At 61.0% G+C, this 24667-nt stretch carries 24 protein-coding genes; 11 read left to right on the forward strand and 13 right to left on the reverse strand.

Going from position 1 to position 24667, the window contains the following annotated elements; genetic code table 11:
• Positions 1-257 precede the first annotated feature (257 nt).
• Entirely contained in the window at positions 258-3035 is a 2778-nt protein-coding gene (gene polA, locus AO064_RS09525) for a DNA polymerase I (protein WP_064053137.1), read from the reverse strand.
• A gap of 74 nt (positions 3036-3109) precedes the next feature.
• Here polA and AO064_RS09530 point away from each other — a divergent pair, with 74 nt between their 5' ends.
• Together AO064_RS09530 and AO064_RS09535 are read left to right on the forward strand one after the other, a co-directional pair.
• Positions 3110-3400 carry a DUF2782 domain-containing protein gene (locus tag AO064_RS09530; protein WP_012721523.1) on the forward strand — a complete coding sequence of 97 codons (291 nt, stop codon included), beginning with the start codon at positions 3110-3112 and terminating at the stop codon, positions 3398-3400.
• A gap of 56 nt (positions 3401-3456) precedes the next feature.
• Positions 3457-4410, forward strand: a complete 954-nt coding sequence (locus AO064_RS09535) for a homoserine kinase (protein ID WP_064053138.1) — start codon at positions 3457-3459, stop codon at positions 4408-4410.
• 50 nt (positions 4411-4460) lie between these two features.
• On the opposite strand, the gene AO064_RS09540 is transcribed toward AO064_RS09535, so the two are convergent.
• On the reverse strand, positions 4461-5390 hold the full coding sequence (locus tag AO064_RS09540; RefSeq protein ID WP_064053139.1) for a zinc ABC transporter substrate-binding protein ZnuA: 930 nt from the start codon (positions 5388-5390) through the stop codon (positions 4461-4463).
• A gap of 58 nt (positions 5391-5448) precedes the next feature.
• Between AO064_RS09540 and AO064_RS09545 the strand changes: the two genes are divergently transcribed.
• Genes AO064_RS09545 through AO064_RS09560 form a run of 4 tightly spaced genes read left to right on the forward strand, consistent with a single transcriptional unit; the run spans position 5449 to position 8254 of the window.
• Positions 5449-5931: a Fur family transcriptional regulator gene (locus AO064_RS09545; RefSeq protein WP_064053140.1), complete on the forward strand. Its 483-nt coding sequence runs from the start codon at positions 5449-5451 to the stop codon at positions 5929-5931.
• Complete coding sequence (znuC, locus tag AO064_RS09550) at positions 5931-6716, forward strand: zinc ABC transporter ATP-binding protein ZnuC (protein ID WP_012721519.1); 786 nt, start codon at positions 5931-5933, stop codon at positions 6714-6716. Before AO064_RS09545 ends, znuC begins: the two co-directional genes overlap by 1 nt.
• Complete coding sequence (gene znuB, locus AO064_RS09555) at positions 6709-7497, forward strand: zinc ABC transporter permease subunit ZnuB (RefSeq protein WP_012721518.1); 789 nt, start codon at positions 6709-6711, stop codon at positions 7495-7497. Before znuC ends, znuB begins: the two co-directional genes overlap by 8 nt.
• Positions 7498-7534: 37 nt before the next feature.
• Entirely contained in the window at positions 7535-8254 is a 720-nt protein-coding gene (locus tag AO064_RS09560) for a PA5502 family lipoprotein (RefSeq protein ID WP_064053141.1), read from the forward strand.
• A gap of 101 nt (positions 8255-8355) precedes the next feature.
• Here AO064_RS09560 and katE read toward each other — a convergent pair whose 3' ends face one another.
• Positions 8356-10518, reverse strand: a complete 2163-nt coding sequence (gene katE / locus AO064_RS09565) for a catalase HPII (protein ID WP_259640947.1) — start codon at positions 10516-10518, stop codon at positions 8356-8358.
• Between the two features lie 244 nt (positions 10519-10762).
• Between katE and AO064_RS09570 the strand changes: the two genes are divergently transcribed.
• The 3 genes from AO064_RS09570 to AO064_RS09580 are packed head-to-tail and all read left to right on the forward strand — an operon-like array spanning position 10763 to position 13265.
• Positions 10763-11770, forward strand: a complete 1008-nt coding sequence (locus AO064_RS09570) for a methionine ABC transporter ATP-binding protein (protein ID WP_012721515.1) — start codon at positions 10763-10765, stop codon at positions 11768-11770.
• Positions 11770-12444 (forward strand): methionine ABC transporter permease, encoded by a 675-nt coding sequence (locus AO064_RS09575; RefSeq protein ID WP_012721514.1) that lies wholly within the window; start codon positions 11770-11772, stop codon positions 12442-12444. Before AO064_RS09570 ends, AO064_RS09575 begins: the two co-directional genes overlap by 1 nt.
• A 50-nt stretch (positions 12445-12494) precedes the next feature.
• Positions 12495-13265: a MetQ/NlpA family ABC transporter substrate-binding protein gene (locus tag AO064_RS09580; protein ID WP_064053143.1), complete on the forward strand. Its 771-nt coding sequence runs from the start codon at positions 12495-12497 to the stop codon at positions 13263-13265.
• A 144-nt stretch (positions 13266-13409) separates the two neighbouring features.
• Here AO064_RS09580 and AO064_RS09585 read toward each other — a convergent pair whose 3' ends face one another.
• Genes AO064_RS09585 through AO064_RS09605 form a run of 5 tightly spaced genes read right to left on the reverse strand, consistent with a single transcriptional unit; the run spans position 13410 to position 17333 of the window.
• Positions 13410-14045: an SCO family protein gene (locus AO064_RS09585; protein ID WP_012721512.1), complete on the reverse strand. Its 636-nt coding sequence runs from the start codon at positions 14043-14045 to the stop codon at positions 13410-13412.
• Complete coding sequence (gene cyoE, locus AO064_RS09590) at positions 14042-14941, reverse strand: heme o synthase (protein ID WP_012721511.1); 900 nt, start codon at positions 14939-14941, stop codon at positions 14042-14044. The genes AO064_RS09585 and cyoE overlap by 4 nt, the downstream gene beginning before the upstream one ends.
• Positions 14929-16008 carry a COX15/CtaA family protein gene (locus AO064_RS09595; RefSeq protein WP_064053144.1) on the reverse strand — a complete coding sequence of 360 codons (1080 nt, stop codon included), beginning with the start codon at positions 16006-16008 and terminating at the stop codon, positions 14929-14931. The genes cyoE and AO064_RS09595 overlap by 13 nt, the downstream gene beginning before the upstream one ends.
• 10 nt (positions 16009-16018) lie before the next feature.
• Positions 16019-16603 (reverse strand): hypothetical protein, encoded by a 585-nt coding sequence (locus tag AO064_RS09600; RefSeq protein WP_064053145.1) that lies wholly within the window; start codon positions 16601-16603, stop codon positions 16019-16021.
• On the reverse strand, positions 16569-17333 hold the full coding sequence (locus tag AO064_RS09605) for an SURF1 family protein (RefSeq protein ID WP_064053146.1): 765 nt from the start codon (positions 17331-17333) through the stop codon (positions 16569-16571). Before AO064_RS09605 ends, AO064_RS09600 begins: the two co-directional genes overlap by 35 nt.
• 28 nt (positions 17334-17361) lie before the next feature.
• Between AO064_RS09605 and AO064_RS09610 the strand changes: the two genes are divergently transcribed.
• Positions 17362-17565, forward strand: a complete 204-nt coding sequence (locus AO064_RS09610; protein WP_064053147.1) for a twin transmembrane helix small protein — start codon at positions 17362-17364, stop codon at positions 17563-17565.
• Between the two features lie 6 nt (positions 17566-17571).
• Here AO064_RS09610 and AO064_RS09615 read toward each other — a convergent pair whose 3' ends face one another.
• The 4 genes from AO064_RS09615 to coxB all read right to left on the reverse strand — a co-directional run bounded on the left by AO064_RS09615 (position 17572) and on the right by coxB (position 21966).
• Positions 17572-18459 carry a cytochrome c oxidase subunit 3 gene (locus tag AO064_RS09615; RefSeq protein ID WP_064053148.1) on the reverse strand — a complete coding sequence of 296 codons (888 nt, stop codon included), beginning with the start codon at positions 18457-18459 and terminating at the stop codon, positions 17572-17574.
• 35 nt (positions 18460-18494) lie between these two features.
• Positions 18495-19046 carry a cytochrome c oxidase assembly protein gene (locus AO064_RS09620; protein WP_043204603.1) on the reverse strand — a complete coding sequence of 184 codons (552 nt, stop codon included), beginning with the start codon at positions 19044-19046 and terminating at the stop codon, positions 18495-18497.
• A 147-nt stretch (positions 19047-19193) separates the two neighbouring features.
• A complete protein-coding gene (gene ctaD, locus AO064_RS09625) occupies positions 19194-20780 on the reverse strand; it encodes a cytochrome c oxidase subunit I (RefSeq protein WP_012721504.1) in 1587 nt (528 codons plus the stop codon).
• Between the two features lie 58 nt (positions 20781-20838).
• Complete coding sequence (gene coxB, locus AO064_RS09630; RefSeq protein ID WP_012721503.1) at positions 20839-21966, reverse strand: cytochrome c oxidase subunit II; 1128 nt, start codon at positions 21964-21966, stop codon at positions 20839-20841.
• Positions 21967-22334: 368 nt separating this feature from the next.
• Here coxB and AO064_RS09635 point away from each other — a divergent pair, with 368 nt between their 5' ends.
• Complete coding sequence (locus AO064_RS09635; protein ID WP_064053149.1) at positions 22335-22982, forward strand: hypothetical protein; 648 nt, start codon at positions 22335-22337, stop codon at positions 22980-22982.
• A gap of 67 nt (positions 22983-23049) precedes the next feature.
• Here the strand turns inward: AO064_RS09635 and AO064_RS09640 are convergent, their stop codons facing one another.
• A complete protein-coding gene (locus tag AO064_RS09640) occupies positions 23050-24597 on the reverse strand; it encodes a SulP family inorganic anion transporter (protein WP_064053150.1) in 1548 nt (515 codons plus the stop codon).
• Positions 24598-24667 lie beyond the last annotated feature (70 nt).

Below are 24667 nucleotides of genomic sequence, written 5' to 3' on the forward strand. Positions count from 1 at the left end.
AAAAAAAACCCCGGACTTCGTATGGGGAGGGGAAGTTCGGGGTTCAAGTTCCGGACCGCTAGGGCGGGGTCCAGATATCTGCCAACACTTAACACAACATAGGAGCATTGAAGGGCTTCACCACCCATTCAGTAACTCTGAGTGGCAATTCACGGGTTAAGTTCCGGCAGGTTCGAAAAACTATTTGAAATAACTGACGGCGATTTCCGGACTAAAGCACTCTGCCACCACCCCTCGGTGGCAGCAGAGCCCCGAGATCAGTGCGCCTGGTCCCAGTTATCGCCGACGCCCACTTCCACCAGCAGCGGCACATCCAGCTGAGCAGCGGCACTCATGTGCTCGCGAATCTTCTCGCTGACTTCCGCGACCAGATCCTCACGTACTTCCAGCACCAATTCATCGTGCACCTGCAGGATCACCTTGGCATCCAGGCCTGAATCCGTCAGCCAGTTATCCACCAGCACCATGGCTTTCTTGATGATGTCTGCCGCTGTGCCCTGCATGGGCGCGTTGATCGCAGTGCGTTCAGCCGCCGCGCGCTCCTGGGGCTTGTTGGAATGGATATCCGGCAAGTAGAGGCGGCGACCGAAGAAGGTCTCTACGTAGCCCTGATCGGACGCCTGGGCGCGGGTGCGTTCCATGTACTCACGAACCCCGGGATAACGGGCGAAATACACATCGATGTACGCCTTGGCCGTCTTGGTATCGACGCCAATATCCTTGCCCAGCTTCTGTGCGCCCATGCCATAGATCAAACCAAAGTTGATCGCCTTGGCGCTGCGGCGCTGATCAGACGTGACGTCACCCAGCTCAACCTTGAACACCTCGGCCGCCGTGGCGGTGTGCACGTCGAGGTTGTGACGGAAGGCGTTCATCAAACCTTCGTCCTTCGACAGGTGAGCCATGATCCGCAGCTCAATTTGCGAATAGTCCGCCGCCAGCATTTTGTAGCCTTTGGGCGCGATGAAGGCCTGGCGAATCCGCCGCCCTTCAGCGGTACGCACCGGGATATTCTGCAGGTTCGGATCACTGGACGATAAACGCCCGGTCGCCGCCACCGCCTGGTGATAGGACGTGTGGATACGCCCGGTGCGCGGGTTGATCTGTTCCGGCAGACGGTCGGTGTAGGTGCTTTTCAGCTTGCTCATGCTGCGGTACTGCATCAGCACCTTGGGCAGCGGGTAGTCATCTTCGGCCAGCTTTGCCAGCACTTCTTCGGCGGTTGAAGCCTGGCCCTTACCGGTTTTCTTCAGTACCGGCAGGCCGAGCTTTTCGTAAAGAATCGCCCCGAGTTGCTTGGGCGAACCCAGGTTGAATTCTTCACCAGCGATCTCGAACGCCTGGCGCTCCAGCTCGACCATCTTGTTGCCCAGTTCGATGCTCTGGATACCCAGCAGGTCCTTGTCGACCAGCGCACCCTGGCGCTCAATACGCGCCAACACCGGCACCAACGGAATCTCGATATCCGTGAGCACACTCGCCAGGCTCGGAATGGCTGAAAGTTGCGCAAACAGCGCCTGGTGCAGGCGCAAGGTCACATCGGCGTCTTCCGCCGCATAAGGGCCAGCCTGCTCCAGCGCGATCTGATCGAAAGTCAGCTGCTTGGCACCCTTGCCGGCAATGTCCTGAAAGGCGACGGTGTCGTAGTCCAGGTACTTCTTGGCCAGGCTGTCCATGTCATGCCGCGTTGCGGTGGCGTTCAACACATAGGATTCGAGCATGGTGTCGAAGGCGATGCCCCGCACGGTAATGCCGTGCGCCGGGTCGCCGCCGATGGCGCAATTGGCCAGGATGTTCATGTCGAACTTGGCGTGCTGGCCGACCTTGAGCTTGGTCGGGTCTTCCAACAGCGGTTTGAGGGCCAGCAGCACGGTATCGCGATCCAACTGCTCCGGCGCGCCGATGTAGGCGTGGGTCAGCGGGATATAGGCCGCTTCGTGGGGCTGCACCGCGAAGGAAACACCCACCAACTGCGCCTGCTGGGCATCGATCCCGGTGGTTTCGGTGTCGAAGGCGAACAGCTTCGCGTCGTTGAGCTTCTTCAACCAGATGTCGAAGGTGGCCTGATCAAGGATCGTGGTGTAAGTCGCCTCCGCCGGCGCCACTACCTCAACGACGTCCTCAACAACCGGCGCAGCCTTGAGCTCCACCCGCTTGGCGTCGCGCTGGATCTCATCAAACCAGCTCTTGAACTCCAGCAGCGTGTACAGCTCCAGCAGTTTTTCACGGTCCGGCTCAATCAGGTGCAGGTCATCCAGGCCCACATCCAGCGGCACATCAATCTTGATCGTCGCCAACTGGTAGGAAAGGAACGCCATCTCCTTATGCTCTTCCAGCTTGGCCGGCAGCGTCTTCGCGCCCCGAATAGGCAGGGTCGGCACGATATCCAGCTGTTCATACAGCTCTTTAAGGCCACCATTCACACCGACCAGCAAGCCGGAAGCCGTCTTCGGACCAATGCCCGGGACGCCTGGGATGTTGTCGGACGAATCGCCCATCAAGGCCAGATAGTCGATGATCTGCTCGGGAGCGACACCGAATTTCTCCTTCACGCCCTCGATGTCCATCGCGCTACCGGTCATGGTATTGACCAAGGTAATGTGCCCGTCGACCAGCTGTGCCATGTCCTTGTCCCCGGTGGAGATCACCACCGGACGGTCAGCGGCCGCACTGCTGCGGGCCAGGGTGCCGATCACGTCATCGGCCTCAACGCCTTCGACGCACAACAACGGGAAGCCCAGGGCGATCACGCTCTGGTGCAGCGGCTCGATCTGCAGGCGCATGTCATCGGGCATGCTCGGGCGGTTGGCCTTGTATTCAGCGTACATATCATCGCGAAAGGTCCCACCCTTGGCGTCGAACACCACCGCGAACGGGCTGTCCGGGTATTGTTTGCGCAGGCTTTTGAGCATGTTCAACACCCCCTTGACCGCGCCGGTGGGCAGGCCTTTGGAGGTGGTCAGCGGTGGCAGCGCATGGAACGCGCGGTACAGATAAGAAGAACCGTCCACCAGGACGAGGGGTGCTTGGCTCATGAGCAGAATCAACCTTTTCGGCGGGTCAGGCGCTAGAATAGCCGGACCAATGACGACAAAGGGACAAGGTTATCATGCGTACATTCAATCGCCTGCTGTTGACCGGCTTGATTGCACTCGCTCCGATGGCTGCCATGGCGGCAGACGATGCCCCTGGGGGTGATCCGGAAGTTACGATCCGCACGGAAGGCGACAAGACCATCCAGGAATACCGTCAGAACGGTTTCCTGTACGCAATCAAGGTCACCCCGAAGGGTGCACCTCCGTATTTCCTGGTACGCGCGGACGGAACCGACGCGAACTTCATCCGCTCTGACCAGCCGGATATGCTGATCCCGTCATGGAAGATCTTCGAATGGAAATGATTTCTTAACTTCAATTGGCGTCGCACACCGCGGCGCCCGTACTGGCAGTTTTAACCATGTCTGTGTTCACCCCCCTGGCTCGGCCCGAGCTGGAAACCTTTCTCGCCCCTTACGGGCTCGGCCGCCTGATCGACTTCCAGGGGATTGCCGCCGGTAGCGAAAACACCAATTTCTTTATCAGCCTGGAGCAGGGCGAATTCGTCCTGACCCTGGTTGAACGCGGCCCGGTCGCGGAAATGCCGTTCTTCATCGAACTGCTCGACGTGCTCCACGACGCCGACCTGCCCGTGCCCTACGCCCTGCGCACCACCGACGGTGTGGCCCTGCGCGAGCTGAAAGGCAAACCGGCCCTGCTGCAACCGCGCCTGGCCGGCAAGCACATCAAGGACGCCAACGCCCAGCACTGCGCCCAGGTCGGCGACCTGCTTGGCCACCTGCACTTGGCGACACAAGGCGAGAAGGTGCTGGAACGCAAGACCGATCGCGGCCTGGACTGGATGCTCAACGAAGGCGCGCAGTTGATTTCGCACTTGAACGACGCACAGCAGCGCCTGCTGCAAGACGCGCTGACTGAGATCGAAGCGCACAAGGCCCAGATCCTCGCCCTGCCGCGCGCCAATGTGCACGCCGACCTGTTCCGCGATAACGCGATGTTCGAAGGCACGCACCTCACCGGCCTGATCGACTTCTACAACGCCTGCTCGGGCCCGATGCTCTACGACGTGGCAATCGCCCTGAATGACTGGTGCTCGGACGCGGATGGCGTGATTGACGCGCAACGCGCTCGGGCAATGCTGGGCGCCTACGCCGGGCTGCGGCCGTTTACCGCGAAGGAAGCTGAATGGTGGCCGATGATGTTGCGCGTGGCCTGCGTGCGGTTCTGGTTGTCGCGCCTGATCGCCGCTGAGTCGTTTGCCGGTCAGGATGTGTTGATTCACGATCCTGCCGAGTTCGAACACCGGTTGGCGCAGCGCCAGCAGGTCACGATCCAACTGCCGTTCGCGCTCTAAAAATGTGGGAGGGGGCTTGCATCCCTCCCACCTTAGATCTGCGCTACGTCTTACAACGATTCCAGGCAACCCGCCAAGTCATTCCCCAGTTTCTCCAGCACCTGCTCATAACCTTGAGCCGTCGCCGGGGTATACCCGCCGAGCGCATCCAACTCCGCCAGCTTCACCGGCAACCCGGCCACCAGCGTTTCAGCCAGACGCGGGCGCAACGGCGGCTCGCTGAACACGCACGTCTTGCCCACTTCCTGCAAACGCGTACGCATCGCCGCCACGTGCTGGGCGCCAGGCTGTACCTCTGCGGCAACGCTGAACACACCGGCATGCTTGAGCCCATAAGCGTCTTCGAAGTAATCGAAGGCTTCGTGGAACACGAAGTAAGGTTTGCCATCAATTGGCGCCAGGCGGGCTTTCAAGCGCGCGTCCAGGGCATCCAGGCGCTCATCGAAGGCCTTCACGTTGCTCTGGTAACGCGTGGCATTGGCCGGGTCGGCTGTCGCCAGGTCAGCCGCCATACGCGCGGCAATCACCCGAGCGTTTACGGTCGATAGCCACAAGTGCGCATCCAGGCTGCCTGGTCGGTGATCGTGGTCGTGTTCGTCAGCATCGTCGGCGTGGGAGTGGCTATCTTCGGCGAATCGACGCAGCTTCATGCCCGGAAGGTCCTGCACCGCCACCGTTGCGGCCGTACGACCTTTAAGCACGCGCGGTAGGAAACTCTCCATATCCGGACCGATCCAGTACAACAGGTCCACCGACTGCACGCGCCGTACGTCGGATGGTCGCAATGCGTAGTTATGAGGCGATGCACCCGGCGGCAACAACACCTCGGGAACCGCTACGCCGTCCTGCACAGCAGCGGCAATCAACTGCAATGGCTTGATGCTGGTCAGCACCTTGACCTCGGCCTGAGCGGCGCCAGTAATGAACAAACTGGTGACAAATACGACAAAAACGGGAAAAAGTCGGGACACGATGACCACTCAATGGCGTAGGAACGGGTAACATAATAACGTCTCTATCAAATATCTGTCGCCGCTCATGCCTAAAACACCGCTTGCCAGCCGTCCCCACGACCACTCTCACTGCGTGCATACCGCGCTGTCGGAGGCCGACACCCTGTGCACACAGAAGGGGTTGCGCCTGACCGCCTTGCGGCGCCGCGTGCTGGAACTGGTGTGGCAGAGCCACAAGCCGCTGGGCGCCTACGACATTCTCGGCGTGCTCAGCGAGCAGGATGGCCGCCGCGCCGCACCGCCGACCGTGTACCGCGCGCTGGACTTCCTGCTGGAAAACGGCCTGGTGCACCGCATCGCCTCGCTCAACGCCTTCGTCGGCTGCAGCCACCCGGAACACACGCACCAGGGCCAGTTCCTGATCTGCCGCGAGTGCCACGCCGCCATCGAGCTTGAACAAAAAAGCATCAGCGACGCCATCATCAAAAGCTCCGCCGATGTCGGCTTCCGGGTCGAAGGGCAAACGGTCGAAGTGGTCGGCCTGTGCTCGGGCTGCCAGGGGGCTTGATGAGCAACGCGTTAATCCGCCTGGAGCAGGTCGGGGTCACGTTCGCCGGGCAAACCGTGCTGGATAACATCGCACTCAGCGTTGAGCCTGGGCAGATCGTCACCCTGATCGGCCCCAACGGCGCCGGCAAGACCACCCTGGTACGCGCCGTGCTCGGACTGCTCAAGCCCGACACCGGCAGCGTGTGGCGCAAACCCAAGCTGCGCGTCGGTTATATGCCGCAGAAGCTGCACGTCGACCCCACACTGCCACTCTCCGTGTTGCGCTTCCTGCGCCTGGTGCCAGGCGTGGATCGCGCCCGCGCCCAGGCTGCGCTCAAGGAAGTCGGCGCTGAACAGGTGATCGACAGCCCGGTGCAAAGCATCTCCGGCGGCGAAATGCAGCGCGTGCTACTGGCCCGCGCCCTGTTGCGCGAGCCGGAACTGTTGGTGCTGGATGAGCCTGTGCAAGGCGTCGACGTCGCCGGCCAGGCCGAGCTATACAGCCTGATCACCCGGCTGCGCGACCGTCATGGCTGCGGCGTGCTGATGGTGTCCCACGATCTGCACTTGGTGATGAGCACCACCGACCAAGTGGTGTGCCTCAACCGCCACGTGTGCTGCTCCGGTCATCCGGAACAGGTCAGCGGCGACCCGGCCTTCGTCGAGCTGTTCGGCAAGAATGCCCAAAGCCTGGCGATCTACCACCACCATCACGACCACGCCCACGATCTGCATGGCGCCGTGGTCGACGATCCCGTCGCCCCTCACACCCACGTTCATGGAGATAGCTGCAAGCATGGCTGATTTTCTGCTCTACGCCCTGCTGGCAGGCTTGGCTTTGGCGCTGGTGGCGGGCCCACTGGGCTCGTTCGTGGTCTGGCGGCGCATGGCTTACTTCGGCGACACGTTGTCCCACGCTGCGCTGCTGGGTGTGGCCATGGGCTTCTTGCTGGATGTCAGCCCCACCATCGCCGTGACCGTGGGCTGCCTGCTCCTGGCGGTGCTGCTGGTGACGCTGCAGCAGCGCCAGCCGCTGGCTTCCGACACCTTGCTCGGCATCCTGGCGCCGAGCACCCTGTCGTTGGGCCTGGTGGTGCTGAGCTTCATGCACGAAGTGCGCATCGACTTGATGGCCTACCTGTTCGGCGATTTGTTGGCGATCAGCCCCACCGACCTTGCGTGGATCCTCGGCGGCAGCGCGGCCGTCCTGGTATTGCTGGTCGCCCTGTGGCGCCCATTGCTGGCGATTACCGTGCACGAAGAGCTGGCCACGGTCGAGGGCTTGCCGGTGCCGAGCCTGCGCATGGCCCTGATGTTGCTGATCGCCGTGGTGATCGCTGTCGCGATGAAGATAGTGGGCGTATTGTTGATCACGTCGCTGTTGATCATTCCTGCAGCCGCTGCCCAGCGCCATGCCCGTTCGCCGGAGCAAATGGCGATCGGCGCCAGCCTGTTGGGGATGCTCGCAGTGTGCGGGGGCTTGGCGCTGTCCTGGTTCAAGGATACGCCCGCCGGGCCATCGATTGTGGTCACGGCCGCCGCCCTGTTTTTGCTGAGTTTTGTCCTGCCCCGTCGAGGGGTGTAGACTTGCTCGCTTTTTGCGCAAATAGAGAGTCGCAGGAATGAAGCTGTTCACCTCCCGTTATCTGCTCCTTGCCGCATTTTCCCTGCTGCTGGGCGCCTGTCAAAGCACACCGCCCGCTGCCCCCGAGGCCCCGGACGCACGCGCTGTGGCCATTGCACAGCTGGAGCAAAACCTGGCCAGCAGCGAGTTGGCCACCGCCGAAGACCAGTTAGCCGCGCTACAGGCCCAGTCGCCCAACGACCCGGCGTTGGAAACCTACCAGCGTCAATTGGCCGAAGCCTATCTGCAGCGCAGTCAGATCGTGCTGCAAAAAGGTGACGTAAACGCCGCCGCCACCGCCCTCAGCCGTGCCCGCGCCCTGATGCCCAAGGCACCCGCACTCACCGGCGGCGTAAACAGCGCCATCACCCACGCCCGCAAAGCCGAGCTGGACAAAGCCGAGGCCGCCCTGAAAGCCGCCGAAGCCAAGCCCGCCGCCAAGGTCATCGACCCGGCGGCACCGAGCACGACCGTGGCGCTGAACCTCACCAATATCGAAGAACTGCGCCACCAGCTGGATGCAATTGCCACCGATGTGGTGAATTACCAGTGCGATGTGAGCATCCAGGCGCCGCGCACAGAGGATTACCCGTGGCTGGCCACCTTGCTGACCAAACGGGTGAAGCATATCGATTCGGGGTATGACCTGAAGATTCACCGGCAGATTCTGAAGAATATTCCGGCGCAGGTTGTGTTGATTCCGCGCAAAGCGGAGTAAAAACATCGGGGGCAAGCTCCCTCCCACACGTTGAAGGTATTCACCGCTCAAATGTGGGAGGGGGCTTGCCCCCGATGACGATCTAACAAACAACCAAAGACTTAAGCCGGAATCGCCTTGGCCTTAGGCTCCCGATCCCAGACCCGATGCTGGCCGATCGCGGCAAAAAACGCCTTGAACGCCTTGGCATCCGACCCGACGATCAGCCCTGCATCCGCCTCAAGCTTCAACAGATCCAGCAATGGCTTCGCATCATTGGCGACGGTAATCGCCTTCAGGTGCTTGTACGCCTCCAGCACGAAATGCAGCGCCACACCGTCACCGCTCAACGCCTTGATCGACTCTTTCCCGCCGGGCACGAACACCGCATCAAACGCAATGGACGGCATGCCTTCCATCGACGCATCCACCGGCAGGCTCTTGCCATCGGCCGTCTTCACCGGTGCCGAGGTCGGCCCCAGCAGTTTGGCGTGAGCACCTTCCGCTTCCAGCGCCTTCTTCAACGCGGCAATCGCCACGCCGTCCACACCATTGGCAGCCAGTATCGCCACCTTACGCGTCTTGATATCGCCCGGCAGCAGGTTCGCCTGGCTCAATGCTGGCGAGCGCTCCGGCTGGGTTTTGCGCTCCGGTACAGTGCCTTTGGTCGGTGCTGGCAGCCCCAGGTTCTGGGCCACGCGCTTGGCCAGTTCGAGGTCGATATTGGCCAGGATCTCGTTGACCTGGCGCGCGCGAATGAACTCACGCTCCACCTTGCCCAACTCAAAGCTATAAGCCGCGATGATGTGCTCTTGCTCGTGCTTGCTCATGCTGCGGAAGAACAGGCGCGCCTGGGAGAAGTGATCGCCGAACGACTCGCTGCGCTCACGGATCTTGTGCGCATCAATACGCTCAGGGTAAGACTCAAAACCGCCATCCTGCGCCGCCGGCGGGGTTTCTTTCGGCCAGCCACCATCGATGGAATTTGGCTCGTAAGCCGCACGTCCTTTGTCGATGGTGCTGCGGTGCATGGCGTCGCGCTGGTTGTTATGCAGCGGCGTCACAGGCTGGTTGATCGGCAGCTGGTGAAAATTCGGGCCACCCAGTCGGCTGATCTGCGTATCGGTGTAGGAAAACAGTCGACCTTGCAGCAGTGGGTCATTGGAGAAGTCGATACCCGGCACGATATGCCCTGGGCAGAATGCCACCTGTTCGACTTCAGCAAAGAAGTTATCCGGGTTGCGGTTGAGCACCATCTTGCCCAATGGGGTGATGGGCACCAGCTCTTCGGGAATCAGCTTGGTCGGGTCGAGAATGTCGAAGTCGAAGGCATGCTCCTTGTCCTCAGGAATAACCTGCACGCCCAATTCCCACTCAGGGTAGTCTCCCATCTCAATGGCTTCCCACAGATCGCGGCGATGGTAGTCAGTGTCTTTGCCGGCCAGCTTCTGCGCCTCGTCCCACACCAGCGAGCAAGTACCCGCCGTAGGGCGCCAGTGGAATTTGACGAAGTTGGATTGACCCTCGGCATTCACCAGGCGGAAGGTGTGCACGCCAAAGCCCTGCATGCTGCGCAGGCTTTTTGGAATGGCGCGGTCAGACATTGCCCAGATCACCATGTGGGCAGATTCGGGCTGCAACGAAACGAAGTCCCAGAACGTATCGTGTGCCGATCCGCCGGTAGGAATTTCGTTGTGCGGTTCAGGCTTAACGGCGTGCACGAAGTCAGGAAACTTGATCGCGTCCTGAATGAAAAACACCGGCATGTTGTTGCCCACCAGGTCGAAGTTGCCTTCTTCGGTGAAAAACTTCACGGCAAAGCCCCGTACGTCGCGCACCGTATCACCCGAGCCACGCGGGCCCTGCACGGTGGAAAAGCGTGTGAATACCGGCGTTTTATGCCCAGGATCACGCAGGAACCCGGCCTTGGTCAGCGCCGAATGGTTCTCATACGTCTGGAAATAGCCATGGGCACCCGTACCACGGGCATGCACGATGCGCTCCGGGATGCGCTCATGGTCAAAGTGCGTGATTTTTTCACGCATGATGAAGTCTTCCAGCAGCGATGGGCCACGGGAGCCGACTTTCAACGTGTTCTGGTTGTCGGAAATCTTGACGCCTTGGTTGGTACGCAGGGCCTGGCCGGTCGCATCGGAACGGAATTCCTCCAGGGCCTGCAGCTTGGCGTTGGTGTTGCCACGGTCCAGGGTATCGGTGCCCGCGAGTTCACTCTTCGGCGGGGTGGCTGGCTTCTTGGTACTCATCAGACAAAACTCCTTATTCAAAGTGGCCAGAGCGGTCCCCGGCTCGTTTGAGCAAAACCCCAGGCACGGCACCTGGGAAATCGAGTTGCTTAAGTAGTGACTGATGGGGTTTTGGGCCGTTCCTTTTTTATGACCTTTGATCGCGTTATTGCCAAATCAAAGGTTGAATGCGAAATAAATGCTAAGAAACGCTATACGGACAGGCTAAAATGCGCGCCCGGCTAACCGCTGATCCCTTTTCCATGCGCCCCACAAGGTTCGCTACGTGATCGAGTTTCAAAACGTCCATAAAACCTACCGCGTCGCCGGTAAGGATATTCCCGCGCTGCACTCCACCAGCTTGAGTGTCGAAAACGGCCAGGTATTCGGCCTGATCGGCCACTCTGGTGCGGGTAAAAGCACCCTGCTGCGCCTGATCAACCGCCTCGAAGAACCGAGCGGCGGCAAGATCACGGTGGATGGCGAAGAAGTCACCGCCCTGGATGCCAACGGCCTGCGCCGTTTCCGCCAGCAGGTTGGGATGATCTTCCAGCACTTCAACCTGCTGGCCTCCAAGACCGTCGCCGACAACGTGGCGCTGCCGCTGACCCTGGCCGGCGAATTGTCGCGCAAGGACATCGACCTGCGAGTGGCCGAATTGCTCGCCCGCGTCGGCCTGTCCGACCACGCCAAGAAATACCCGGCGCAGTTGTCCGGTGGCCAGAAGCAACGCGTCGGCATCGCCCGCGCCCTGGCGACCAAGCCAAAGATTTTGCTGTGCGACGAAGCGACCAGTGCCCTTGACCCGCAGACCACCGCTTCGGTGCTGCAACTGCTGGCCGAGATCAACCGCGAGTTGAAGCTGACCATCGTGCTGATCACCCATGAAATGGACGTGATCCGCCGCGTCTGCGACCAAGTGGCCGTGATGGACGCCGGCGTGATCGTCGAGCAAGGCTCGGTGGCCGATGTGTTCCTGCACCCCAAGCACCCGACCACCAAACGCTTCGTGCAAGAAGCCGAGCAGGTCGACGAAGGCGAGCAACACGATGACTTCGCCCACGTGCCGGGCCGCATCGTGCGCCTGACATTCCAGGGCGAAGCGACCTACGCGCCGCTGCTGGGTACCGTTGCCCGAGAAACGGGCGTGGACTACAGCATCCTGGCCGGTCGTATCGACCGCATCAAAGACATCCCTTACGGGCAACTGACCCTTGCCGTCACCGGTGGTGACATGGAAGCCGCATTTGCACGTTTCACCGCCGCCGACGTCCACATGGAGGTCCTGCGCTAATGGAAGTCCTGATGAGTTTCTTCGCCAATATCGACTGGTCTGAAATCTGGCTGGCCACGGGCGACACCATGACCATGCTGTTCGGCTCGCTGTTCTTCACCGTGGTGCTCGGCCTGCCGCTAGGTGTGCTGCTGTTCCTGACCAGCCCGCGCCAACTGTTCGAGCAAAAGGGCCTGTACGCGCTGCTGTCGCTGATTGTGAACATTCTGCGCTCGCTGCCGTTCATCATTCTGTTGATCGTGATGATCCCGTTCACCGTACTGCTCACGGGCACTTCGCTGGGTGTGGCGGGTGCGATTCCGCCGCTGGTCGTGGGCGCGACGCCGTTCTTTGCGCGGTTGGTGGAAACCGCCTTGCGTGAAGTGGACCGCGGCATCATCGAAGCCACCCAATCCATGGGCGCCAGCACGCGCCAGATCATCACCAATGCCTTGCTGCCCGAAGCCCGTCCGGGCATTTTCGCAGCGATTACGGTGACGGCGATTACACTGGTGTCCTACACGGCCATGGCCGGTGTGGTCGGTGCCGGTGGCCTGGGCGACTTGGCAATCCGTTTCGGTTACCAGCGCTTCCAGACCGATGTGATGGTGGTCACGGTGGTGATGCTGTTGATCCTGGTGCAAATTCTGCAAACCGTCGGCGACAAGCTGGTGGTGCACTTTTCTCGAAAATAACGGCCATGGCCGGCCCCCGCCGGCCCATGCCCGAACAAGGAGCTTGTTGGATGAAAAAACTACTGGTTGCTTTCGCCGCCGTTGCCGCGTTTTCCGCCCACGCCGAGACCATCACGGTCGCCGCTTCGCCGGTTCCTCACGCGGAAATCCTGGAGTTCGTGAAACCTGCCCTCGCTAAAGAAGGCGTAGATCTGCAGGTCAAAGTCTTCACCGACTACGTGCAGCCCAACGTACAAGTCGCGGAAAAACGCCTGGACGCCAACTTCTTCCAGCACCAGCCGTACCTGGATGAGTTCAACAAAGCCAAGGGCACTCACCTGGTGAGCGTCGGCGCTGTGCACCTGGAACCCCTGGGCGCCTACTCCAGCAAGTACAAGAAGCTGGCCGACCTGCCTGACGGTGCCAACGTGGTGATCCCGAACGACGCCACCAACGGCGGCCGCGCGCTGCTGCTGCTGGCCAAGAACGGCCTGATCACCCTGAAGGACCCGACCAACATCCTGTCGACCATCAAGGACATCACTGGCAACGAGAAGAAGCTCAAATTCCGCGAACTGGAAGCCGCCACCCTGCCGCGCGTGCTGACCCAGGTCGACCTGGCGCTGATCAACACCAACTACGCGCTGGAAGCCAAGCTGGATCCGTCCAAGGACGCCCTGGTGATCGAAGGCAACGACTCGCCTTACGTGAACATTCTGGTGACCCGCGAAGACAACAAGGATTCCGACGCGGTGAAGAAGCTGGTAGCAGCCCTGCACACCCCTGAAGTGAAAGCCTTCATCCTCGAGAAGTACAAAGGCGCGATCCTGCCGGCGTTCTGATGTAACCCGATCTCCCAACCACTGGAGATCAAAAAATGTGGGAGGGGGCTTGCCCCCGATAGCAGTGGGTCAGCCACCAAAGCAATGACTGACACTCAGCAATCGGGGGCAAGCCCCCTCCCACATTTGTTATGTGTCGCCTGGTTAGTTGCGCTTCAACAACCCAGGCAACTGCGCCACCAGCTTCTGGTTATTCAACGGCGCACGAATAAACCCGCGCTGCGTCCCATCCGGCCCGATCAGCGCCAGGTTGCCGCTGTGGTCGACGGTGTAGTTCGGCTTGCTGGTATCGGCAGGTATGAACGGAATGCTCACGGCATTCGAGACCTTCTGCACATCCTCCACATTCGCGCCAGTCAGGCCCTGGAACTGCGGGTCGAAGTAGCCCAGGTACTGCTTGAGCTGGGTCGGCGTATCGCGGTTCGGGTCGACGCTGACCAGGATCACCTGCAACTTATCCACAACGTCCTTGGGCAGTTCGCTCTTGATCTGGCGCAGTTGGGCGAGGGTGGTCGGGCAGATGTCCGGGCAGAAGGTGTAGCCGAAGAACAACAAGCTCCACTTGCCTTTCAACTCATTGACCACCACCGGCTGCCCTTCCTGATTGGTCATGGTTACCGGCGGCAGCTGGCGACTTTGCGGCAGCAGGATGATGCCGGCGTCGATCAAGGCGGTGGGATCGCCCTGGCCTTTGCCACTCAGCACTTTGTTGACGGTCAGGCCCATGATCAACGCGACAATGGCCACCAGGATAAAGACAGTTTTTTGAGTTCGAGTCATAGGTTCAACAGTAGGTAGTGGTCTACGAGCAGGGCGATGAACAGCAGCAGCAAGTACCAGATAGAGTACTTGAAGGTGTTGATCGCCGCGTGCGGCTGAGCACCACGGTACAGCACCCAGGCCCATTGCAGAAAGCGCCCGCCCAATACCAGCGCACACGCGAGGTACAGCAGGCCGCTCATATGAATAACATAGGGCATCAGGCTCACCGCCAGCAGGGCGAAGGTATAAAGCAGGATATGCACCTTGGTGTAATGCTCGCCATGGGTGACCGGCAGCATCGGGATATCGGCCTTGGCGTATTCCTCCTTGCGGTGAATGGCCAGGGCCCAGAAGTGCGGCGGGGTCCAGGCGAAGATGATCAGCACCAGCAGCAAGGGTTCGGCGCTGATGTGGCCGGTGACGGCAACCCAGCCCAACAGCGGCGGCGCGGCTCCGGCCAGCCCACCGATCACGATGTTTTGCGGCGTGGCACGCTTGAGAAAGCCGGTGTAGATCACCGCATAACCCAGCAACGAGGCCAGCGTCAACCAGGCCGCCAGCGGGTTGGTGAACGCCAGCAGCAGCGCCAATCCTGCAACCGCCAGAAACAATGCAAACGCCAATGCCGCCAGCGGCGACACACGGCCCTCCGCCAACGGCCGCTTGTGAGTGCGCGCCATCACCGCGTCGATGCGCCGATCCACCACATGGTTGACCGCCGCCGCACCCCCCGCACACAGGGCGATCCCCAGGTTGCCAAACACCAGCACCGTCCACGGCACGCCGGCGCGGGTCGCCAGGAACATCCCCACCAGCGAAGTGATGAGCATCAGCACCACCACCTTCGGCTTGGTCAGCTCCAAATAGTCTCGCCAGATCGCCTGGCGGTGGCGCGCGCCGATCAAGGTCGCCATGGCGTCTCTCCTTTAAGGGTGATGAGGCCCGATACGTGTTTGCGCGGGATAAAGCGCCAGCCGAACGGCAGCTGGTTGCGCACCCGGACCAGGCTGGTGCGGGCGTGGTAGTTGACCAGTACCAGCGTCAGCAGCAAGGCCGCGCCGCCGGCGTTATGCCCCACCGCAACCGGCAGCGGCAGACGGAAGTACACGTTGCTCAGGCCCAGGCAGATTTGCGCCGCCAAGGCGATCAGCAGCAAGCCGGCCAATCGCGTCATGCCGACCGCGCGTAATTGCCAGGCCAGGCCGAACAGCACCAGGCTGACGATGACGGCGCCCATACGATGGGTGAGGTGGATGGCGGTGCGCGCCTCGCTGTCCAGCTGTCCGCCCAGGTAGTTGGGGCCGATGTGCTGGGTGAGATGAAAGCCATTGGCAAAATCCGCTGCCGGCCACCACTCGCCATGACAGGTCGGCAAATCGATACAGGCCACCGCCGCGTAGTTCGAACTGACCCAGCCGCCCAACGCAATCTGGCCGATCACCAGCACCAGGCCGGCGGTTGCCCAATACTGCAGGCGCTTGGGCACGATCAAGGCGGGCAACACCCCGGACAGGCGCAGGGTCAGCAGGAACAGCAGGCTCAAGGTCGCAAACCCGCCGAGTAAATGCCCCGTCACCACCTGCGGCCACAGCTTCAGCGTCACCGTCCACATGCCAAACGCCGCCTGCGCGAACACCACCGCCAGCACGAACAGCGGCAATTTCACCGGCTGCCCCGGATCGCGCCGATGGCCCCACGAGCGCGCGGCCAGCAATACGATCAGCAAGCCCAAGGTGCCGGCAAAGTAGCGATGCGTCATCTCGGCCCAGCCCTTGTCCGCCTCCACCGGCGTATCAGGGAAGTGCAGCTCGGCATGGGCCAATTGGGCTTCGGTCTTGGGCACGCTGATAAAGCCGTAGCAGCCGGGCCAGTCCGGGCAGCCAAGTCCGGCGTGAGTCAGGCGGGTATAGGCGCCGAGCAGCACGACAATCAGCGCCAGCAAGGTGGCAAACAGCGCGAGGCGAAATCCAGGTTTGGCCATGACGATGCCCTTATCCGATGTTGGACAGTTTCAGCAGGTGGCGCAGGTCGTTGAGCAAGTCCTTGCCCTTGACCTTGGCGTCGTAGCGCAACACCAGGTTGCCGTGGGGATCGACGATCCATAGCTGCGCATCACCCGCCGCACCGGCATTTTTGCTGAAGGTCGTGAGGTCCAGTGGGTAACGCTGCAGTTGCGGGTACTCCGCCTTGAGCTTGGCGTCATAGTCGCTGCCCAGGGGCTGAGCACTGGCCAAGGCATGGCTCGCGCGGGAAGCATCGCGCCCCAGGCCAATCTGCAATTGCCGCGCGAGGTACACCAGTTGCTGGCAATCCGCGGCGCAAGCGGCGGGCGCGGTCACCAGCAGTTGCCAACGCTGTTCATCAGCCTGCACGCCGATGTCGGCGCGGGTCTGGCCGTTGCCGATCATTTCGCCATGGTAACTGCGGCTGTCCGGCACCCAGAACTGCAGCTTGTACATGAAGGTCGCCAGCGCCATCGGACCGATCACCATCATCAGGATCAGGATCAACTGCCAACGGCCTTTGCGCCGATCAGGCACTTCAGACATGTTGAGTGGATTCATGGCCGCTCCCATGGGGCTTCTCCTTTTTGTTGTGCCATCCGAGGTAGAGGTAAAGCGCCAGCAGGGCCAGCGACATGGCGAACCACTGCACGGCGTACGCCAGGTGTTTTTCCGGCCCCATGGCCACGATCGGCCAAGTGGTTTCGTAGGTGCCGGGGCCGGCTTCGGCCCGCAGCTCGTAGGCGAAACCGCTGCGTCCCAGCTCCGCCCACAACGCGGCCGGGTGCAGCGCCGTCAGCAGGCGCGGCCATTGCGCGCCCGCCGGGTCGGCGTGCAGCTGGAAGGTTTCGCCGGGTGCGACGTAGACCCAGGCATCCAGGTTCACAGGTTGCTCAGGGGTGCTGAAGACCGGTGGCGTGCGCCGATCCGGCCAGGGCAGCCAACCACGATTGAGCAACAGCCACAGGCCGCTGGCCTGGTCGTGGAAGGGTTGCAGCAGCTCAACGCCGGCCTTGCCGTCGCGCATGCGGTTATCGAGGAAAACGCTGTGTTCGGCATCGAATTGTCCGCGCAGCCGCACACGGCGAAAGGCCGGGTCAGGCATATCGTTGAGTTGCGCACTGCTGATCGGTTCCGCCGCGCGGCGCTCGGTGTAACTGTCCACCAGCCGCTGCTTTTCATGGCCGCGAGACAGCTGCCAGAACCCCAGCCCCACCATCAACGGCAGCAACACCAGCACCACTAAGGTGGGTGCGATCCCCGGACGAAAGCGTTTTGCGGCGCTGGCTATACTTGTTTTCATTGCCCGCCCATCCCATTGGAGCCCGACCATGCTCAAAGCCACCATTGCCCTGATGCTGATCGCGACCGTTGTGAGTCTGTTCAGTGGCTTGTTCTTTCTGGTCAAGGACGAGGGCAACTCCAATCGCCTCGTCACCGCCCTGACCGTGCGTGTCGTACTGGCCGTGATTACCCTGGCGTTGATCACCTGGGGCTTTTTCAGCGGCCAACTGGTTTCTCATGCGCCGTGGTAAACCGCCTCACAGCACATAGACGAAGAAAAACAGCCCGATCCACACCACGTCCACAAAGTGCCAATACCAACTGGCCGCCTCGAAGCCGAACTGGTGCTCGGCATTGAAATGCCCCTTGAGGATGCGCATCAGCATCACGAACAGAATGATCGTGCCGATGGTGACGTGGGCGCCGTGAAATCCGGTGAGCATGAAGAAGGTCGCGCCGTAGACGCCCGAGCCCAAGGTCAGGCCCAGCTCTTTATAAGCGTGGATGTATTCCTCAGCCTGGAACCCCAGGAATGCCAGGCCCAGCAGCACCGTGATCGCCAGCCAGATCTTCAGCGCACCGCGATGGCCTTTGCGCAGCGCATGGTGGGCGATGGTGATGGTCACGCTGGAACTCACCAGCAGGATGGTATTGACCAGCGGCAGGCCCCAAGGGCTGATGGTGCCTTCCGGCGCGGGGTACATTTTCGGATCGGGGTTGTTCAGCAACGGCCACGCAAATTCGAAATTCGGCCACAGCATGTGCGCAATGCCCTTATGCCCTTCGCCGCCCAGCCAAGGGCCGGACAGGTGCCGTACATAAAACAGCGCACCAAAGAATGCGATAAAGAACATCACTTCGGAAAAGATGAACCACGTCATGCCCCAGCGGAACGAGCGGTCCATCTGAGAACTGTACAAACCGGCGCGGCTTTCCTTGATCACCGCGCCGAACCAGCCAAACATCATGTAGGCCACCAGCAGGCCACCGATGAAAAAGATCCACGGGCCGTGGGATTCCGGGCGCGCCGCCTTCAGGTCGTTGAACCACACGGCCAGGCCGTACACGGTGACCAGCATGCCAATCGTGGCAATTATCGGCCATTTGCTTTGCGCTGGTACGTAGTACGTATCATGAGTCGACATGTATTCGCTCTCCTGATTGAGCGGGCAAACAGTAGCTAGCCCCCGGTGTGCACAGCCACAGGCGGTTGGCGCGCAGTGATATCAAACAGCGTGTACGCCAGGGTCAAATGCTTCACATCCTTGGGCATGTCACGGTCGACAATGAAGCGCACTGGCATCTCGATACGCTGGCCTGGCTGCAGCACTTGCTGGGTGAAGCAAAAGCACTCGGTCTTGTGGAAATACATCGCCGCTTCGGCCGGGGAAATACTCGGTACGGCCTGGGCGGTCATGGGTTTGTCGGTGGGGTTGTAGGCCACGAACAACATCTCGGTCACCGCGCCTGGGTTGACCACCACTTCGTCAGCCTTGGCGTAGAAATCCCAGACCATGTCGATGGCGTTGGTGGACAAAAATTGCACACGCACCTGGCGCGTTGGGTCCACCACCTGCGACCCCTCGTATTGCCCGGCCGTCTTGCCGTTGATGCCGAACGCCTTGCACATCACGTCGTAGATCGGCACCAGCGCAAAGCCGAAGGCGAACATCGCCACCACCAGGATCAGCAGGCGGGTGACCAGGCGCTTGATCGGCAAGGATTCAGCCATGACGCCCACCCAATGTGAATGAGGCTATTGTGGGAGGGGGCTTGCCCCCGATAGCTGTTTTACAGCCAATAATGATGTCGGCTGACACACCGCCATCGGGGGCAAGCCCCCTCCCACATTGGCCGTGTACGCAGTGCCAAGGCGTGTTCATTTGACCTCCGGCGGCGTGGTGAAGGTGTGGTATGGAGCCGGCGAGGGGATGCTCCACTCCAGGCCTTCGGCGCCATCCCACGGTTTGGCCGGCGCCGGCGCGCCGCCACGGATGCACTTGATCACGATGAACAGGAAGAAGATCTGCGTAGCGCCAAACATGAAGGCGCCAATCGACGAAACCATGTTGAAGTCGGCGAATTGCAGGTTGTAGTCCGGCACCCGCCGCGGCATGCCCGCCAGCCCGACGAAGTGCATCGGGAAAAACGCCATGTTCATGCCCACGAAAGACAGCCAGAAGTGCAGCTTGCCCAGGGTTTCGTCGTACATGTGGCCGGTCCATTTCGGCAGCCAGTAGTAGGCCGAGGCGAAGATGCCGAAGATCGCGCCGGGCACCAGTACGTAATGGAAGTGCGCCACCACGAAGTAGGTGTCGTGATACTGGAAGTCCGCTGGCGCAATCGCCAGCATCAGCCCGGAAAACCCGCCGATGGTGAACAGAATCACGAAGGCCACGGCGAACAGCATCGGCGTCTCGAAGGTCAGCGAGCCCTGCCACATGGTACTGACCCAGTTGAAGACCTTCACCCCGGTCGGGACGGCGATCAGCAGGGTGGCGTACATGAAGAACAACTCGCCCACCAACGGAATGCCGACCACGAACATATGGTGCGCCCACACGATAAACGAGAGGAACGCGATGCTCGCCGTGGCGTAGACCATCGAGGTGTAGCCAAACAGCGGCTTGCGCGAGAAGGTCGGGATGATCGAGCTGACGGCGCCGAAGGCCGGCAGGATCATGATGTACACCTCGGGGTGGCCGAAGAACCAGAACACATGCTGGAACAGCACCGGGTCACCGCCGCCGGCCGCGCTGAAGAAGCTGGTGCCGAAGTGGATGTCCATCAGCATCATGGTTACGCAACCGGCCAGCACCGGCATCACCGCGATCAGCAGGAACGCAGTGATCAGCCAGGTCCAGACGAACAGCGGCATTTTCATCAATGTCATGCCGGGTGCGCGCAGGTTGAGGATGGTCGCGACCACGTTGATCGCGCCCATGATCGAACTGATGCCCATCAGGTGGATGGCAAAGATGAAGAACGTCACGCTTTCCGGCGCATAGGTAGTGGAGAGCGGTGCGTAGAACGTCCAGCCGAAGTTCGGCCCGCCGCCCGGCGTGAAAAGCGTCGAGACCAGCAGCAGGAACGCCGCCGGCAGCAGCCAGAAGCTGAAGTTGTTCATGCGCGGCAGGGCCATGTCGGGCGCGCCGATCATCAATGGGATCATCCAGTTGGCCAGGCCGACGAACGCCGGCATCACCGCGCCGAACACCATGATCAGGCCGTGCATCGTGGTCATCTGGTTGAAAAACGCCGGCTCGACAATCTGCAGGCCGGGCTGGAACAGCTCGGCCCGGATCACCATGGCGAACGAGCCGCCGAGCAGGAACATGGAGAAGGCAAACCAGAGGTACAGGGTGCCGATGTCTTTGTGGTTGGTGGTCAGCACCCAGCGCATCAAGCCCTTCGCGGGGCCGTGGGCATGGTCGGCGTGACCATGGTCATCGATCACAGCGCTCATGGCCGTTCTCCTGCAAGCGAGTGGGCGGGGCGGGTCGAGGTAAACGCCTTGGAGTAGGTCATTTGCTTTCCGCCTGCTTGATGGCCAGCACGTCTTTAGGCGTGACCATGTCGCCTTTGTTGTTGCCCCAGGCATTGCGCTCGTAGGTCACTACGGCGGCGATATCCACTTCCGAAAGCTGCTTGCCGAAGGCCGCCATCGCGGTGCCGGGCTTGCCGTGGTAGACGAGGCTCAGGTGGCCTTCCTTCGGTCCGGTGGCAATTTTCGAGCCCTTGAGTGCCGGGAACATCGGTGGCAGGCCCTGGCCTTCGGCCTGGTGACAGGCCACGCACGTGGTGTGGTAGACCTTGTCGCCACGGGCTACCAGCTCTTCCAGCGTCCACTCTTTAGAGGTCAGCTCCTTGAGCTTGGCGGCCTCTTCCTTGCGCTCGCCTAGCCAGGTTTCGTAGTCGGCCTTGGACTTGACCTCGACCACGATGGGCATGAAACCGTGGTCCTTGCCGCACAATTCGGCGCACTGGCCACGGTAGATGCCAGGCTTCTCCACGCGGGTCCACGCCTCGTTGACGAAGCCGGGGATGGCGTCGCGCTTGACCGCAAACGCCGGCACCCACCAGGAGTGGATCACGTCGGCGGCGGTCACCAGAAAGCGCACCTTGGCCCCCACCGGCAACACCAGCGGCTGGTCGACTTCCAGCAGGTAATGTTCGCCCTTGGTGGCCTGGTTGTGGATCTGCTCGGCGGGCGTGGCCAGGTTGCTGAAGAACTCCACATCCTGGCCCAGGTATTTGTAATGCCACTTCCACTGATAGCCGGTGACCTGGATATCGATATCCGACTCACTGCTGTCGTAGATATTGATCAGGGTCTTGGTCGCCGGAATGGCCATCGCGATCAGGATCAACAACGGCACAACGGTCCAGAGGATCTCCACGGTGGTGCTCTCGTGGAACTTGGCCGCAACCTGCCCTGTGGACCGGCGATGAACAATCATCGACCAGAACATCGCGCCAAACACGATGATGCCGATCACCACACAGATCCAGAAAATGGTCATGTGCAGGTCGAACACAGCGTGACTGACTTCTGTCGCCCCTGGCGCCATATTCGTTGTCCAGGCGGCGTGCGCCTGGCCGAATACCGACCACAACAGGAGGCCCATCCAAACGTGTGGATGTCGCATCATTGCGGGTTCCCCTTATCGTTCTTGTTATCCCGCCGGTATGCACCTGCGTCGAAGGGAGCGGCTTCCATACTGCTTACAACCGCTTAGCCTTGCCTGCTTATGCAGTCTGGCGTCATCAGCTAATCGCGTACAAACCCGAGTATAGACACGCTCTGCAACCCCGCAATGTGTAGGGGTAAATGAGCAAAAATGAGGTGTTTCAGGCTAATGAAATAGGCAGCGGAATCGTTTATCCCGTTATCTATCGCGATTCGATATAACGCCCGCGCATAACCATGAAATAATTATGACAAATGCGTCTGAGGCGCTCGTATAAACGAGCTACCTTATCCTCTCCCTATTCCTACGCCTGCATGACTGGAGCCTTCATGAACACCGCCGCATTGCGCGAGCAGATTTCCCGTGCCCATCAACACGAAGCCAGCACGGGCCAGTTGGCCCAGCAGCTGGAAAAACAATTGCCGCACCTGCATTCGGCCATCGCCCTGGCTGACGGTGATCGCAACATTGTCATGTCCCGCTTTGTGACCGCCTACATCGACCTCGTCCCGGAGTTGCTGGACGCCGCCAACGATGTGGCCCGCGAGGCCGGTATCGAAAGCCAGATCAAGCCGGTGCTGAAGATCGCCGAGCATTTTTTCCTGCAACCACCCGCTATCCTGGCTGGCCATGTAGGGCTCGATGGCCTGCTGGACGAGGCTTACCTGGCTCATCGCCTGGTGGAAGAAGTAAACGATCTGTATATCAAGCATTTCGGTCAGCCGTTGATTCCGGCGGATACCACCGTGGCCAATGTCATCGCCCATCAACTGATCGGCGAAGCGTTTGCCAACCAGCTGGATGAAGCGGTGCACCACGCGGTGGATGAAATGCTCAACGAAGACAGCTTTGCGCTGGAGTCGGTCGAGGCCTATCGCGAACAACTGAAGAGCCCGGACACGGAAGCGGCGTGGAAGCGCTGGCCGTGCCTGTCGCGGCAGTTGGGGGTTGAGTTGGCGTTGGATCAGCCGGCTTAAACTTTCAGTCTGACACGACCAAATGTGGGAGGGGATTTGCCCCCTCCCACATTTTGATCCGCTTTAGTCAGCCAGTAGAAGCCGCCGAACCCATTCCTGTCGTCGTCCTCACCCGACCTTCCAACCGGCGCTTCAACCCACGCGCCTCGATCACCAGCCTTGAACCCTTCGCCGCATTCGCCCGTCCCCACTCCTCCAGCAACTCCAGGCAGGAATGGTCGATATAGCTCAAGTTATTGAGCGGCACATGCACAGTGCTTCCCGCAGGCACCGTCGACAATACCTGGGTCAACGCCGGCACTTTCAGAAAGGTCGCCGCACCGATCAGACGCAGCTCCATCTCACCGTCCTGGGGCAAGTCGATCAAGCTGACCTTAAGCCGTGACGCCTTGAGCGCCAGCTTGACCAGCGTCAACCCGAAGCCCACCAGAACGCCGGTCAGCAGGTCGGTAAAGATGATCGCCAAGGCCGTCGCCGCGTACGTAAACATCGGCATGCGCCCATAGCGCCCGAGGGCTTTGAACGCCTTGATGTCGACCAGCTTGATCCCGGTGTACACCAACACGCCGGCCAGGCTCGCCACCGGAATGCTTTGCAACACACTCGACAGCAGCAATACAAAGCCCAACAGCCACACACCGTGGAACATCGCCGACAGGCGGGTGGTAGCACCGGCCTGTACGTTGGCCGAGCTGCGCACGATCACACCGGTCATCGGCAGCGCACCTACCAGGCCGCACAGCATGTTGCCTACACCTTGAGCAGACAATTCCTTATCGAAATCGGAACGCTGCCCGCTGTGCATGCGGTCTACCGCGGCGGCGGAAAGCAACGTCTCGGCACTCGCGATAAACGCCACGGCGAAGGCCGCAATCAGCAACTGCGGATCGGCAAGGTTCAGCAGATCACTGGGGCGCAGCCAATCGATGGCATCGGCAAGGTTCTCCGGGACTTCCACACGCTTGATCTGCAACGCCAGCACCAGGCTGACGACGGTGGTCAGGCCCACACCCAGCAAGGCGCCGGGCACAAAGCGCAGCTTCTGCGGGCGGAATTTATCCCAGACGTACATCACCAGCATCGTCGACAAACCGAGCAATCCTGCCTGCCAGCCCAATCCGCCACCCAAGGTCGGGATCGCCTCAGCCAACGCCGCGGGGAAACCCGCCAGGTTATCCAGACCCGAAGGCTTGGGCGCGCCATCGAGCATCACGTGTATCTGCGATAACACGATCAGCACGCCAATGCCCGCCAGCATGCCATACACCACTGCCGGGGCCGTGACGCGGAACCAGCACCCCAGGCGCAGACGCCCGGCCACCAGCTGCAGGAAGCCTGCCAGCAGCAGGATCGGCCCAAGCATCATCATCCCATGCTGGCGCACCAGCTCGAACACCAACACCGCCAGACCCGCCGCCGGGCCGCTGACCTGCAACGGCGAGCCGGCCAGCCAACCCACCACCAGGCCCCCGATGATCCCAGTGATCAGGCCCTTGGCCGGCGGCATGCCGGAAGCGATTGCGATGCCCATGCACAGGGGCAGGGCGACCAGAAACACGACCACCGAGGCGAGTAGCTCTCGAGGTATTACAGCTTTCAATTGAGCAGCACGCATGATGACTCTCCCGAGGCATTTACCGGGCGCGGTAAAGCCTGGCTGCGTCCATGGCAGCCACCGCTTTACC

The sequence above is a fragment of the Pseudomonas marginalis genome, from assembly GCF_001645105.1.
In the GTDB taxonomy this organism is placed as follows: domain Bacteria; phylum Pseudomonadota; class Gammaproteobacteria; order Pseudomonadales; family Pseudomonadaceae; genus Aquipseudomonas; species Aquipseudomonas petroselini.